This is a genomic window from Myxococcus xanthus (genome assembly GCF_013116825.1).
In the GTDB taxonomy this organism is placed as follows: Bacteria; Myxococcota; Myxococcia; order Myxococcales; family Myxococcaceae; genus Myxococcus; species Myxococcus xanthus_B.
In genome coordinates this window covers 79,702-94,374 of record NZ_JABFNS010000011.1, presented here as the reverse complement: position 1 = coordinate 94,374, position 14,673 = coordinate 79,702, and the positions used below count along the sequence as shown (strand labels likewise).

The window sequence follows — 14,673 nt, the reverse complement described above, 5'->3', positions numbered from 1 at the left end:
GACAGGGGTGGGGGGGATGCGCCCGTGCTCTACCGCCAGGGCCGTCTTGATGAGCCCCGCCACGCCGGCCGCCGCGTCCAGGTGGCCGATGTTCGACTTGACCGAGCCGAGCGCGCAGAAGCTGGTGGCCTCGGTGCCGGCGCGGAAGGCGCTCGTCAGCGCGGAGACCTCGACCGGATCTCCCAGGAGGGTGCCGGTGCCGTGCGTCTCCACGTAACCCACGGTGTCCGGCGTCACGCCCGCCAGGGCGTGGGTGCGGGCGATGACCTCCGCCTGTCCCTCGGCGCTGGGCGCGGTGTAGCCGAGCTTCGAGGCACCGTCGTTGTTGATGGCGGAGGCCCGGATGACGGCGTGGATGTGGCTGCCATCCGCGAGCGCGTCATCCAGTCGCTTGAGCACCACCACGCCCACGCCGCTGCCAAAGAGCGTTCCCTGGGCCTGGGCGTCGAAGGGACGGCAGTGACCGTCCGGTGACGCGATGCCACCGGGCTGGTGCACGTAGCCCGTGCGCTGGGGCACGTCCACGGACACGCCGCCCGCGATGGCCACGTCACACTGGAATCCCATCAGGGACTGGCAGGCCAGGTGGGTGGCGACCAGCGACGTGGAGCAGCCCGTCTGGACATCCAGGCTGGGGCCCTTGAGGTCCAGGTGGTACGCCAGCCGCGTGGCGAGGAAGTCCTTGTCGTTACCAATCATCACCTGGAAGCTGTCGCTCGACTCGAGCAGCTCCGGGTGCGTGCGCAGGTTGAAGAGCAGGTACGTGCTCAGGCTCGTGCCCGCGAAGACGCCCACCGAGCGCGACTCCGTATCTAGTCCGTGGCCCGCCCGCTCGATGGCCTCCCACGCGCACTCCAGGAAGATGCGGTGCTGCGGATCCATCAGCGCCGCCTCGCGCGGCGAATAGCCGAAGAAGCTCGCGTCGAACGCGTCCACCTGGTCCAGCACGGCTCCGGCGCGCACGAAGCCCGGCTGTCGCAGGCGCTCCTCGGGAACGCCGCGTGCCTTCAGTTCGTCGTCCGTGAAGAAGCGGATGCCCTCCACACCCTCGCAGAGGTTCCGCCAGAAGGTCTCCACGTCGGGGGAGCCCGGGAAGCGGCCCGCCATTCCGACGATGGCAATGGCCAGATCGTCGCCGTCACTCAGGTTGTCTTCGCTCATGGCTGTCGACGAACTCACGTTCAGGAAGCGAGATGGGGGAGCGGCCCGGCGGCACCACGCACACTCCCCACGGAGCCCTCATGCCGCGGGGCTCAGGGCGGTGGTCGTGACGCGGGGCGGGGCTCCGCGTTGCGCGGAGGCGAGGCTCAGCTGGCTGCCTGGGCGGTGGGCGGCGTGCTCGAGAGAGAGAACGCGTCAGCGAGCAGCTCGTAGGAGCGCATCCGGGCGCGATGGTCGTGGACGATGGTGGTGACGATCAGCTCGTCCGCCTGGAATTCGGCGGCCATGCGCTGCAGCTGTTCCTTCACCTGGTCCGGTGAACCACACACGACGCGCTTGCGGTCGAACTCGAGCGTGGCCAGGTCCTCGGGCGTGTAGGCGTAGGCCTCCGCCTCCTCGACGGAAGGGATGGGCGCTTCGGGCCGGCCCCTGCGCGTGTTGATGGTCAGCAGGTCGCTGCTCCGGGCGATTCGCCGGGCCTCCTGCTCGGTCGGGGCACAGATGACGTAGACGCTGACGGCGGAGTTGGGCGCCGGCTGCACGCGCGAAGGCTGGAAGCGCTCGCGATACCCCCGCGTCACCGGGCCACCGTGGATGGGGTTGAAGAAGTGCGCGAAGCAGAAGGAAAGACCCAGCCGGGCCGCGAGCGCGGCGCTCTGCTCGCCCGAGCCCAGGGCCCAGACCTGCGGCATCCCCGGCGCCATGGTCTTCAGGCTCAGCTTCTCGAACTCCGGCGTCGCGGGCGTGGTGCCCGACAGGAAGGCGACGAGGTCCTCCAGCTTCGTGGGGAAGCTCTCGTTGTTCATCGGCGGCCCGTAGGCCAGTGCGCGGGCCACCAGGTCCGTGCTGCCCGACGTCCGTCCGATGCCCAGGTCGATGCGGTTGGGGTGGAGCGTCTCCAGCAGCCGGAAGACCTCGGCGACCTTGAAGGGGCTGTAGTTCGACAACAGGACGCCGCCCGTTCCCACCCGGATGCGAGACGTCGCCGCCGCGACATGCGCGACGAGGATCTCCGGCGCCACGCCCGCGAAGTGTCCTGAGCCGTGATGCTCCGCGAGCCAGAAGCGGTGATAACCGAGCTGCTCGGCGGCTCGAGCCAGCTCCACCGTGTTTTGGAAGGCCGCACGTGTGTGGGAGCCGCTGGCGACGATGGAGTGATCGAGAACACTGAGCTTCACGGCGAGCGTTCCTTCCCGGGCAGACGGCGCCCTCGGGGCCGCTTCGAGACGGGCCGAGTCGTCGCGTGTCCGCGTTTCAGATGGTGACAAAGCCTATATTAACGCGGCTATCTGCGACAAATGGGATTTGGTTGATTACGCTTGAAAATTGAGAATAGGCGGCAGGCGGGAGTGAGCCTGAATGTCGGGGGCTCTTTCATTCCCCGAGTCTCGGTGTGACACAGGCTGTTACTCGACGACGACGAGCGCGCACATCAACGCGCCTTGGGTCGCGTTGACCACGTCCTTGCCCTGACCGGTGGGGTTCAGTCGGACCATGGTCCCGCCGTAGCGCTCACCGAAGACAAAGGCGCCCCAGATGAGGATGTGGGGGCCCACGGCGCCGTCGTCCCGCAGGAAGTGGTAGGGGCGGGGCTCGATGCGCTCCTGGACAATCCACCCGCCGTGCTCCAGGGCTTCCTGGATGGCGGCGTCCCAGTCCTCGGCGGTCATCGCGCGGCCAATCAGCACCGACTTGCCTCCATAGGCGCGGCCCGCCTTGAGCACCAGGCCTTCACGCTTCGAGGCGGCGAGCTCGTCGGGCAGCCACACGGAGGCGCCGTCGCGCGTCGTCTGGGTGGAGCGCACGCGGCGCGTCCAGGGAATGTGTCGGCGGATGAGCGCATGCTCCTCCTGCGTGAGCGCGGGTGACGCTTCGTTCTCCGACAGCAGCGCGATGTTGAGCTTGTCGTCGAGCAGCTCCTGCGCTGGGCCGTTGTAGAGACACAAGGTGCGCGCGGCGAGCGCGGCGCGGACGCGGGCGTCGAAGTCCGGACCCACCACTTCGAGCCGATCTCTCGCGTCATGTTCCTGTACGGCGTGCAGCCGTCGGCCGCGCATCGTGAAGCAGTGTCCCTCCGCGTCCTGCACCTCGCTGTAGGTGCCGATGAGCACCTCGCCCTTCGCGCCATCAGCCGCGAGCAGTTCGCTCAGCGTGCTGTTGAGCAACAGCGTCGCCATCTCCCTGCCCGCGGCGTCAGGCAGCTCGTTGTCGGGGAAGAGCACGGCCAGGTTGCATTCGCCCTCCCACGCAACGGTCCGTCGCACGTCCTCGACGACATGACGCAGGAAGGCGCGCAGCGTGTCCTGAAGCTGAATGCGCAGGCCCTGCTCCTCGGTGAAGCGCTGGAGCACGGGCTGGTCCATCACGACCTGCGCCTTGAGCCCCGTCTCCCATCCGCCCAGGCCCGCCATCATGTTGATCTCAAGGCACTTGAGGCCGTCGGCCGAGTCGATGAAGTCCCCGCGGCTGAGCGCGCCGCGCGCGTCCTCCGTGTTGGCCAGGACCTCCGCCGCCACGCGCGCCCGCTCCAGCGAGACACCGTAGTAGTCGGCGATGCGCCGCGGGTCGCCGTCCAGCAACAGCCGAGGCCCGCGCTTGACGAGCCTGCAGAGATTCACCGAGACCTCCTCCAGCTCACGGTCGCGGCGCGAGTCGATGAGGAGTGGCCACCGGTGCAGCTCGTAATACATCAGCGGTGACGCTTCGAACTTGTGGAAGCGGTGCCGCGCGAGCACCTCAGGCGTCCGCTCCGCGAACTTCAGGAAGGCCACCGCCGCCGCGGACAGCTCACCGTGCAGCGCCTGGATTTCATCGGAGAACTTCAGCTCGCCTGGGGATCTGTTGACGTGTGGCATTTTCCGGGTAATAGCACCTTGTCTCAGAGTACGTATAAAGCGGGTGTTTTACGTGCTCGAAGCGACGGCGGCTCACGCGGAGGCTTCAACCTTCCGGGGCGTCGGCTGAGCTGATCCCGCAGCGGGAACGTGGTGCGGGTCTGAAGCCGCGTCACCAGCAGCTGCGATCCGATTCGCGCGGGCCCAGCACCAGGACTCCGGTCGAAAACCGGAATGTGGGTGCTCATAGCTTATGCTGCGTGTCCCCCCCAGCGAAGGTCTCCGGCTTTTCCACAGCTCCTCCCCTTGGAACCTCTCCCCATGCGCTCCCACCCGGCCGCGACACTGCTGGAGCTCCTCGAAACGCAGACCCAGTCCCTGGGTGAACGGCCGCTGTACACCTTCCTGGAGGATGGCGCGGATGACGCGGTCCTGAGCTACGCCGGGTTGGAGTTGCGAGCCCGGCGCATTGGCGCGGCGCTCCAAACCCTGGCGCGAGCGGGTGAGCGGGCGGTGCTCCTCTATCCACCGGGCCTGGAGTACGTCGCGGGTTTCTTCGGCTGCTTGTATGCCGGGTTGGTCGCAGTCCCTGCCTATCCGCCGGACCCGATGCGGCTGGAGAGGACGTTGCCTCGGCTGCGCGCCATCATCCGGGATGCGCGCGCGAGCGTCGTGCTCACCACCTCCTTCATCCAGGAGATGGGGGAGGGGCTCTTCGAAGGCGCCCCCGAACTCGCCGCGCTCCGCTGGGTGGCCACCGACGCGCTGCCCGAGGGGACCGAGGCGGGGTGGCGCCGTCCGGGGCCCTCGCGGGACACGTTGGCCTTCCTTCAATACACGTCCGGCTCCACGGGGGATCCGAAGGGCGTGCAGCTCAGCCACGGGAACCTGCTGCACAACCTGGGGTTGATCTCTCACGCGTTCCAGGTTCGCTCGGACAGCGTGGGCGTCATCTGGCTGCCGCCGTACCACGACATGGGCCTGATTGGCGGCATCCTCCAGCCGCTCTACGCGGGCTTCCCGGTGGCGCTGATGTCGCCGCTCGCGTTCCTTCGCCGCCCACGGTTCTGGTTGGAGTCACTGTCCCGCTTCGGTGGCACCATCAGCGGCGGTCCGTGCTTCGCCTTCGACCTGTGCGTGAGGAAGGTGCCTCCCGCGGAGCGTGAAGGGTTGGACCTGCGCCGCTGGGAGCTGGCCTTCTGTGGGGCCGAGCCCATCCGCCCGGAGGTCATGACCCGCTTCTCGGAAGCCTTCGCGCCCGTGGGCTTCCAGCGCGAGGCGCTCTATCCCTGCTACGGACTCGCGGAAGGCACGCTGATCGCCTCGGGTGGGCGCAAGGGCGAAGGTGTCCTCACGAGGACGTGGGACGCCCAGGCGCTGGAGCGGAACGAGGCGCTGGCGGTCGAGGACGGCCCCGGGGGGCGCCCACTGGTGGGGTGCGGTCAATCGCTGCCTGAGCAGACGCTGCTCGTGGTGGACCCGGAGACGCGTCGCGTCTGTCCGCCCGAGCGGGTGGGGGAGATCTGGGTCTCCGGTCCCAGCGTGGCCCACGGCTACTGGGAGCGGCCCGAGGAGAGCGAGGCGGCGTTCGGAGCGCGATTGGCGGATTCGGACAGCGGCCCCCGGTTTCTGCGGACGGGAGACCTGGGACTGCTGAAGGACGGCGAGTTGTTCGTCGTGGGCCGGCGCAAGGACCTCATCATCCTCCGTGGGCGCAACCTGCATCCGCAGGACCTGGAGCTGACGCTGGAGCGCAGCCATCCGGCGCTGCGGCCCGGTTGTGGCGCGGCGTTCTCCATCGACGTGGGCGGCGAGGAGCGGCTCGCGGTGATGTACGAGGTGGACTCGCGCAGGCCGTGGACCGCCGAGGACGTGGTGGGCGCCGTCCGGCGGGGGCTGGCGGAGACGCACGAGGTCCAGCTCCACACGCTCGTCCTCATCGAGCCGGGCGCGCTGCCGAAGACGTCCAGCGGGAAGATTCAGCGGCGTGCTTGCCGGGCCGAATGGCTCGCGGGGACGGCTCGGGCGCTGCTGACCTGGAGCGAGTCGGAAGCGGACGCGTCCCAGCCCGAGGCTCCCGCGCCTGACCTCACCGCGTCCGAGCCGCTCACCGTGGAGGCGTTGGAGGCGTGGTTGCTGGCGCGGATCGCCGCGCGGCTTCGCGTCCGTCCGGAGGAGTTGGCGACGGATGCGCCCATCACGTCCTTCGGTCTGGACTCACTGGGCGCCGTGGAGCTGGCGAACGACGTTGAGGCCCTGGGCGTGGTCCTTCGCATGGAGGTCCTGCTTCAAGGGCCGACAGTGGGGGAACTCGCGCGGACCCTCTTCGCGGCGCGTGGGAAGTCCGCGGGTGTCGAGCTGACGCGGGGTGAGGAGGGGGCGCCCGCGCCGCTCTCCTCCGCGCAGCAGCGACTGTGGCTGTTCGAGCAGCTGGCGCAGGGAAGCGCCGCGTATCACCTACCGGCGGCGGTACGGCTCACCGGTGCACTGGATGATGGGGCGCTGGAGCAGGCCTTCGCTGCAATCGTTCAGCGCCACGCGGCGCTCCGGGCGACGTTCCGCGACGAAGATGGCACGCCGTCGCAGGTGACCTCGCCGATGCCGGTGTCATCACTTCGCCGGGTGGACCTCCGCGATGTCCCGGTGGATGCTCGCGAGGAGGCCGCGCTTCGTCTGGCCCACGAGGAAGCGCGGACGCCGTTCGACCTCGAGCGCGGTCCGCTCCTCCGGGTCACGCTGTTTCAATTGGACGCGCACGAGCACCTGCTGGTCGTGGTGATGCACCACATCGCCTCGGATGGTGCCTCGTTCGCCATCCTGGCCCGTGAGCTGAGCGCGCTGTACGCGGGTGATGCTTCGCTGCCGCCGCTGGCGTTCCAGTATCCCGATTTCGCGCGCTGGCGCCGCGAGGTCGAGGCGGACAGCGCCCTGGCCATGTCGCTCGACTGGTGGAAGTCGCGGCTGGCGGGTGTGCCCGCGGCGCTGGAGTTGCCCGCGGACCGGTCTCGACCGCCCATGCCGTCCTATCGCGGTGGACGCGTGGCGGTGCGGTTCCCGGAGGCGCTGACAGCTCAGCTGGAGGCGTTGAGCCGGAGCGAAGGCGCCACGTTGTTCGTGACGTTGCTGGCGGCTTTCGAGGTGCTGCTCGCGCGTCATTCCGGGCAGGCGGACTTCTGTGTCGGAACGGCCGTCAATGGGCGTGAGCGGGCGGGGCTCGAAGGGTTGATGGGATGCTTCCTCGACCTGGTCGTCCTGCGCGCCTCCGTGTCCGGGGCATCACGTTTCCGCGAACTGTTGGGACAGACGCGGGAAGGCGTGCTGGCGGCCTTTGCCCACCGGGGCGTTCCTTTCGAGCGGCTGGTCGACGCCGTCCAACCCATGAGGGACCCCTCGCGCGCCCCCTTGTTCCAGGTGCTGTTCGTGCTCCAGCCGGAGCCCGGCGCGGGACTGGCGCTGCCCGGCCTGGAGTCTCGCCGCGTGGAGGTGGACCCGGGGGCCACACCCTACGATTTGACGCTGTCGCTGGCCCGGGGGCCGGAGGGACTGGGAGGGTGGCTCGAGTACGCCACGGACCTGTTTGATGCGGACACCGCCGCGCGACTGGTGGCGCGGCTGGGCGTGCTTCTGGAGTCCATAGTCGCGGACCCTGACCAGCGCCTCGCCATGCTCCCGCTGTTGCCTGAGGCAGAGCAGCGGCAGGTGCTGGTTGACTGGAATGACACGCGGGCGGAGTTCCCGGAGACGTGCATCCATGCGCTCGTGGAGTCGCAGGCACAGCGCACGCCGGACGCCGTTGCCGTGGTGTGTGGCGACGGGGTCCTCACGTACCGTGAGCTGAACCAACGCGCCAACGTCGTGGCATGGCGGCTGCGCGAGCAGGGCGTTGGACCTGAGTGCATCGTGGGCCTCCTCGCCGACCGCTCCGTGGAGCTGGTCGTGGGCCTGCTGGGCATCTTCAAGGCGGGCGGTGCGTACCTGCCGCTGGACCCGTCGTACCCCGAGGCTCGGCTCGCGCTGATGCTGGAGGACTCTGGCGCCTCGGTGGTGCTCGCGCACCGGCACCTGGTGGGCGCGCTTCCGGTCGGGGATAGGACCGTGGTTCCGCTGGATGTGGCTGGCGAGGCGGACGCCGCGCCACCGGGAGCCGTGGGGCCCGACAACCTGGCCTATGTCCTCTACACCTCGGGCTCCACCGGCAAGCCCAAGGGCGTGCTGATTCCACACCGCAACGTCGTCAGCTTCTTCACGGGCATGGACGCGCGCGTGGGGACCGAACCGGGGACGTGGCTCGCGGTGACGAGCGTCTCCTTCGACATCTCCGTGTTGGAGTTGCTCTGGACGCTGGCGCGCGGCTTCAAGGTCGTCGTGCAGGGCGAGCAGGGAGCCTTGGGGGCCGCACCCCGCCGGGTGACGCGGTCGCGCCAGAAGCCTCTGGGCTTCAGCCTCTTCTACTTCGCGGCGGACGAGGGGGCTCCAGGCGCGGAGCGTTACCGGCTGTTGCTCGAGGGCGCGCGGTTCGCGGACCGTCATGGCTTCCAGGCGGTGTGGACGCCGGAGCGCCACCTTCATGCGTTTGGTGGGCTCTATCCCAATCCGTCCGTGACGAGCGCGGCCATCGCCGCCATCACCGAGCGCGTGGCCATCCGCGCCGGCAGCGTCGTGCTGCCTCTGCACCACCCCGTACGCGTGGCCGAGGAGTGGTCGCTCGTCGACAACCTGTCGAAGGGCCGCGTCGGCATCTCCGTGGCGCCGGGCTGGCACGCGGATGACTTCGTCCTCGCGCCAGCGCGGTATGCGGAGCGCCGGGAGTTGGCGCGGCGGGACCTGGACACGTTGCGGCGGCTCTGGCGCGGTGAGTCGCTGTCGTTCCCCAATGGCGCGGGGACACCCATCGATGTCCGCATCCGCCCGAGCCCCGTGCAGCGCGAGCTCCCTGTGTGGCTGACCGCCGCGGGCAATCCGGACACCTTCCGCGAAGCGGGCCGGCTGGGCGCGGGCGTCCTGACGCACCTCTTGGGACAGCGGTGGGAGGAGTTGGAATCACGCATCGCGCTCTACCGCGAGGCCTGGCGCGAGGCGGGGCACGAGGGCGAGGGCCATGTGACGCTGATGCTCCACACGTTCGTGGGGCACGACGTGGAGCGCGTGCGAGAGACGGTCGAAGCGCCGCTGAGGCGCTACCTGAGCAACTCCGCGGACCTGATGCGCGGGTTGGGCCGGACGCTGGGCGTGGACCTGGACCCCGCATCGGGTCGTCCAGAGGACCTGGGCGCGCTCGTGGGACGGGCCTTCGGGCGCTTCTTCGAAGGGGCGGGGCTCTTCGGGACGCCGCGCACCTGCCGGGAGCAGGTGGCGCGCATCGAGGCGCTGGGCGTGGATGAGGTCGCGTGCCTCATCGACTTCGGCGTGGACACGGATGCCGTGCTCGCCAGCCTTCCGGCGCTGGATGCCGTGCGGCAGCGCTGCGAGCGAGACTTCCAGCTTCAGTCGCAGGAGGAAATCACCGTGCCCGCGCAGCTCCGCCGGCACGGAGTCACGCATCTGCAATGCACGCCCTCCCTGGCCCAGGCGCTGCTCTTGGAGCCCGGTGCGGCCGGGGCGCTCGCGGGGCTGGAGCGCCTGCTCGTCGGTGGTGAGGCGCTGTCCACGGAGCTGGCGGCACGGTTGCGGGACACCGTGGGCGGAGCGCTGCTCAACATGTACGGCCCCACGGAGACCACCATCTGGTCCTCGTCGCACGCCGTGGATGGTTCGCCGGGACCGGTGCCCATGGGTACGCCCATCGCCAACACGTCGTTGTACGTGCTGGATGCGGAGCTGCGGCCCTTGCCCGTGGGTGTGCCTGGTGAGCTCTACATCGGTGGCCTGGGAGTCGCTCGGGGCTATCACGCGCGGCCGGAGCTGACCGCCGAGCGATTCCTCCCGGACCCGGCGTCCTCCAACGCGGGTGCCCGGATGTATCGAACGGGGGACCGGGCTCGGTGGCGCGCGGATGGAACGGTGGAGTTCCTGGGCCGGGTGGACCACCAGCTCAAGGTCCGTGGCTTCCGGGTGGAGCCTGGTGAAATCGAGTCCGTGCTGGCGCGGCACTCCGACGTGGCGCAGGCCGTGGTCGTGGCGCGGGAGGAGTCTGTTGGAGGCGCTCGCCTCGTCGCGTACGTCGTCGCCCGGCCGGGTACGTCGCTTTCGGTGGAGGCGCTGCTGGCCTTCTCCCGGCGCTCCCTGCCGGAGCACATGGTGCCTTCGGCGTTCGTGCCACTCGATGCGCTCCCGCTGACGCCCAACGGGAAGGTGGACCGGAAGGCGTTGCCCGCGCCGGAGGGCATCCGTGACGTCGCTCGGGAGTACGTGGCGCCTCGGACGGACACGGAACGCCGTTTGGCCGAGCTGTGGGCCTCGCTGCTGGGCGTGGAGCGGGTCAGCGCGGAGGACGACTTCTTCGCGCTGGGCGGGCACTCGCTGCTGGCCACGCGCGCCGCCTCCCGGATTCGTGAGGCGTTCGGGGTGGACCTGCCCCTGCGTGAGCTGTTCGAGTCGTCCTCGCCCGCGGCCTTGGGTGCGCGCATTGATGCTCGCCTCCTGGGGGCGTCCGGGGTGCCTCCGTTGATGGCCCGGACGCACGAAGGGGCGCTGCCGCTGTCCTTCGCGCAGCAACGGCTCTGGTTCCTGGAGCAGCTCGAGCCCGGCGGCGCCGCGTACAACGACGCGGTGGCTGTCCGTGTGGAGGGGGCGCTCGATGTGGCGTTGCTGGAGCGCTCTCTGAGAGAGGTGGTCCGGCGGCACGAAGTCCTCCGCGCCACCTTCCACGATGAAGACGGAACGCCTTCCTGGCGCATCCATCCCGAGGCCCGGCTTGCCCTGGGCCGGGTGGACCTGACGGCGCTGTCGGGGGCTGCTCAGGCGGAGGCCCTGTCGTCGCGACTGGCGGAGGAGTCGCTGCGGGCGTTCGACCTCGGCGCGGGACCGCCGCTTCGAGCCTCGCTGCTCCAGGTGGGCGCGCGCGAGCACGTGCTCGTATTGGTGCTACACCACCTGGTGACGGATGGCGCGTCCATGGGCGTGCTCGTGCTCGAGGTGGCGGCGCTCTATCGGGCCTTCTCGCAGGGGCACGTTTCGCCGTTGTTGCCGCTCCCGCTCCAGTACGTGGACTACGCGGCGTGGCAGCGCGACTGGCTTCGCGGCGAGGCGTTGGAGGCGCAACTCGCGTACTGGCGGACCCGGTTGGGAGGGGCACCTCGGACGCTGGACGTGCCCACGGACCGGCCTCGACCGGCCGTGCGCAGCAGTCGTGGCGTGAGCCGAAGCGTGCTCCTGGGCACGGAGTTGTCGCGTGCGCTGAAAGCGTTGGCCCAGCGCGAGGGCGCCACGCCCTTCATGGTGCTGCTGGCGGGCTTCTCCGCGCTGCTGTCCCGTCATGGCGGGCAGGATGACCTGTGCGTGGGAACGCCGGTGGAGGGCCGTGACCGGACCGAGTTGGAAGGGCTCATCGGCTGCTTCGTCAACACGCTGGTCCTGCGCATGTCACTGGCGGGCGCGCCGTCCTTCCGGGAGTTGATTGGCCGCGCGCGGGAGACGGTGCTGGGGGCCTTCGCGCACCAGGACGCCCCTTTCGAGGAGCTGGTGAAGGCGCTCCAGCCCGAGCGCGACCTGGGCCGCAGCCCGCTGTTCCAGGCCATGCTCGTGATGCAGGAGGACCCGCTGCCGGAGTTGGTGCTTCCGGGACTGCGGCTGAACGTCCAGCCACAGCCGAGTCTCACGGCGAAGTTCGACTTGCGACTCATCATCACGGACACGGCGGACGGCTTCTCCGCGAACCTGGAGCTGAGCACCGACCTGTTCGAGCCGGATACCGCAACGCGCCTGCTGGAGCACCTGCGCGTCCTGTTGGAGGCGGGCGTCCGTGAGCCGGAACAGCGGGTGCACGCGCTTCCCCTGATGACCTCGGCGGAGCGGCACCGGGTCCTGGTGGCGTGGAATGACACGGACCGCCCTCGGCCAGGAGTGAGCGCCCTGCACCGGCTCGTCGAAGCGCAGGTGGACCGCACACCGGATGCGGTGGCGCTGAGCTTCGAGAGCGACACCCTCACGTATCGGGAGCTGGACCGGCGCGCGAATCAGCTCGCGTGCTATCTGCGGGCCCGAGGCGTGGGGCCGGACACGCGGGTTGCGCTGTGCGTGGAGCGTTCGCTGGAGATGGTGGTGGGGCTCCTCGGCGTGCTCAAGGCGGGGGGCGCCTACGTGCCGCTCGACCCGGAGTATCCCCGCGAGCGACTGGAGTACATGCTCGCGGATGCCGCGGCGCCGGTGCTGCTCACGCAGGCTCGGTTGTTGGAATGCCTGCCTCGGGGCGGCGCCACCGTGGTGTGTCTGGACTCGGAGTGGGGCGCGGTGGCGCGCGAGCGCGATGAGCGTCTCGACGTGACCGTGGAAGGGAGCGGGCTGGCGTACGTCATTTACACCTCGGGCTCCACGGGCAAGCCCAAGGGGGCGACGAACACGCACGCCGCCATCTGCAACCGGCTCTTGTGGATGCAGGAAGCCTATGGGCTGGATGCGAGCGACCGCGTCCTCCAGAAGACGCCGTTCAGCTTCGACGTCTCCGTGTGGGAGTTCTTCTGGCCGCTGCTGGCGGGCGCGCGGTTGGTGATGGCGCGACCTGGCGGGCACCGGGAGCCCGCGTACCTGACGGACATCATCGCTCGCGAGCGCATCACCACGTTGCACTTCGTGCCGTCCATGCTCCGGCCCTTCCTGGAGGAGGCGGAGCTGGCAGTGTCCTGCGCCAGCCTGAGAAGGGTGTTCTGCAGTGGCGAGGCGCTGTCTCCCGAGCTGAGGGAGCGCTACTTCTCGTGCTTGCCCGCCGAGCTTCACAACCTCTACGGCCCGACGGAGGCCGCGGTGGACGTGACGGCGTGGGCCTGCTCACGTGAGGACCGTGGGCATGTCGTGCCCATCGGGCGTCCCATCACCAACGCGCGGATGTACGTGCTGGATGCGCGGCTGCGTCCCGTGCCGGCGGGTGTGCCGGGGGAGCTGTACATCGGTGGTGCACCGCTGGCGCGTGGCTACTGGCAGCGGCCGGACCTGACCGCTGAGCGATTCCTCCCGGACGCCTTCGCGGCGCAGCTGGGGGCGCGGATGTACCGGACGGGCGATCAGGCCCGCTTCCTGGCGAATGGCGCCATCGAGTACCTGGGCCGCCTGGATGACCAGGTGAAGGTGCGGGGCTTCCGCATCGAACTGGGAGAGATTGAAGCCGTGCTGTCCCAGCACCCCGGCGTGCGTGCGGCGGCGGTGGCGATTCGAGAGGACGTCCCGGGAGACCGGCGCCTCGTGGCGTACGTGGTCGCGTCTTCGGGGGACGTGGCCTCGGAGCTTCGCGCCTTCCTCAGTGAGCGACTGCCCGAGCACATGGTGCCGTCGGCCTTCGTCACGCTGGACGCGCTCCCGTTGTCGCCCAGTGGGAAGCTCGACCGTCGTGGCCTCCCCGCACCGGTGCGGGCAGTGCAGGGGCGTGGCGCGGCCCACGTCGAGCCGCGTAACGGGCTGGAACTCGAGCTCGCGAAAATCTGGGCGGGCGTTCTGGGCGTCGAGCGGGTAGGCGCCGAGGACCGGTTCTTCGAGCTGGGCGGTGACTCCATCCTCGCGCTTCAGGTGATTGCGCGGGCGCGGCAGGTGGGCATCCACCTTACGGCGCGCCAGCTCTTCCAGCATCCGACGGTGGCAGGGCTGGCCCAGGTGGCGACGCGCCGTCGTCGCGTGGGAGACCAGGGCCCGGTTGTAGGGTCCGTGCCGCTGACGCCCATCCAGCGGTGGTTCGTCGAGCGCGAGCTTCCGGACGCGCATCACTTCAACCAGGCGTTGATGTTGGAGCCCCGTGAGCGCCTGGAGTCGGACGTGCTGGCCCGTGCACTGCGTGCCCTCGTGGACCATCACGATGCGCTGCGGCTTCGGCTGTCGCGGAGTGAGACGGGGTGGGCGCAGTCGTGCGCGGAGCCAGGGGGCGACGTGCCACTGCGGCTCGTGGACCTGTCCGGGTTGGATGCAACCGCGCGGGCCGTGGCGATGGAGCGCACCGCCACGGAGGAGCAGGCGGGTCTGGACCTGAACGCTGGGTGCCTCCTGCGCGCGGTGTTGTTCGATCAGGGGCCAAGTCGGACGGGACGGCTGCTGCTGGTCATCCACCACCTCGCGGTGGACGGCGTCTCCTGGCGCGTGTTGTTGGAGGACCTGGAGACGGCGCTTCGGCAGCTTGCCCGCGGCGAGCCGGTGGCGCTTCCCGCGAAGACGACGTCGTTCCAGGCCTGGGCACGACGGTTGGAGGCGCATGCCGAATCGGGAGCGCTCTCGGAGGAGCGGGCCTACTGGCGGGACGTGGTGAGCGCCAATGTGGCCGCGCTTCCTCGGGATGTTCCGGGTGGGGTGAACTCGCGGGGCTCCGAGCGCGTCGTCACGGTGGCGCTGGATGCCGACGTGACGCACTCGTTGCTTCGCGCATCGGCGGCGATGTCACAGCCGGGCGTTGAAGACGTGCTCCTCACGGGTGTTGCGAGCGCGCTGGCCGGATGGAGTGGCGAGCGCCGACTGCGCATCGACCTGGAGGGCCACGGGCGCGACGAGCTGTTCGACGACGTCGACCTCTCACGCACGGTAGGGTGGTTCACCGCGTTGTTCCCCG

Annotated in this window: 4 protein-coding genes (1 of these 4 only partly in view); 1 reads left to right on the top strand and 3 read right to left on the bottom strand. The window is 69.7% G+C overall.

Features of this window, described 5'->3' with window-relative positions:
* The 3 genes from HNV26_RS05105 to HNV26_RS05095 all read right to left on the bottom strand — a co-directional run.
* Positions 1 to 1,161: beta-ketoacyl synthase N-terminal-like domain-containing protein (locus HNV26_RS05105; RefSeq protein ID WP_171452770.1), on the bottom strand; the 1,161-nt coding region annotated here is incomplete at its 3' end.
* A gap of 146 nt (positions 1,162 to 1,307) precedes the next feature.
* Entirely contained in the window at positions 1,308 to 2,339 is a 1,032-nt protein-coding gene (locus HNV26_RS05100) for an LLM class flavin-dependent oxidoreductase (protein WP_171439463.1), read from the bottom strand.
* A 228-nt stretch (positions 2,340 to 2,567) separates the two neighbouring features.
* Complete coding sequence (locus tag HNV26_RS05095; RefSeq protein ID WP_171439464.1) at positions 2,568 to 4,016, bottom strand: hypothetical protein; 1,449 nt, start codon at positions 4,014 to 4,016, stop codon at positions 2,568 to 2,570.
* Positions 4,017 to 4,316: 300 nt separating this feature from the next.
* Here HNV26_RS05095 and HNV26_RS05090 point away from each other — a divergent pair, with 300 nt between their 5' ends.
* Positions 4,317 to 14,673, top strand: partial view of a non-ribosomal peptide synthase/polyketide synthase gene (locus tag HNV26_RS05090; protein WP_171439465.1) — the 5' portion only. Its footprint extends 6,797 nt past the window's final position; 10,357 of the gene's 17,154 nt are visible here — the first part of the coding sequence; it begins with the start codon at positions 4,317 to 4,319; its stop codon lies off the right edge, out of view.

Coding starts and splice junctions, on each gene's coding strand:
- HNV26_RS05095 (WP_171439464.1), bottom strand. CDS start 4,016: ATGCCACACGTCAACAGATCCCCAGGCGAGCTGAAGTTCTCCGATGAA.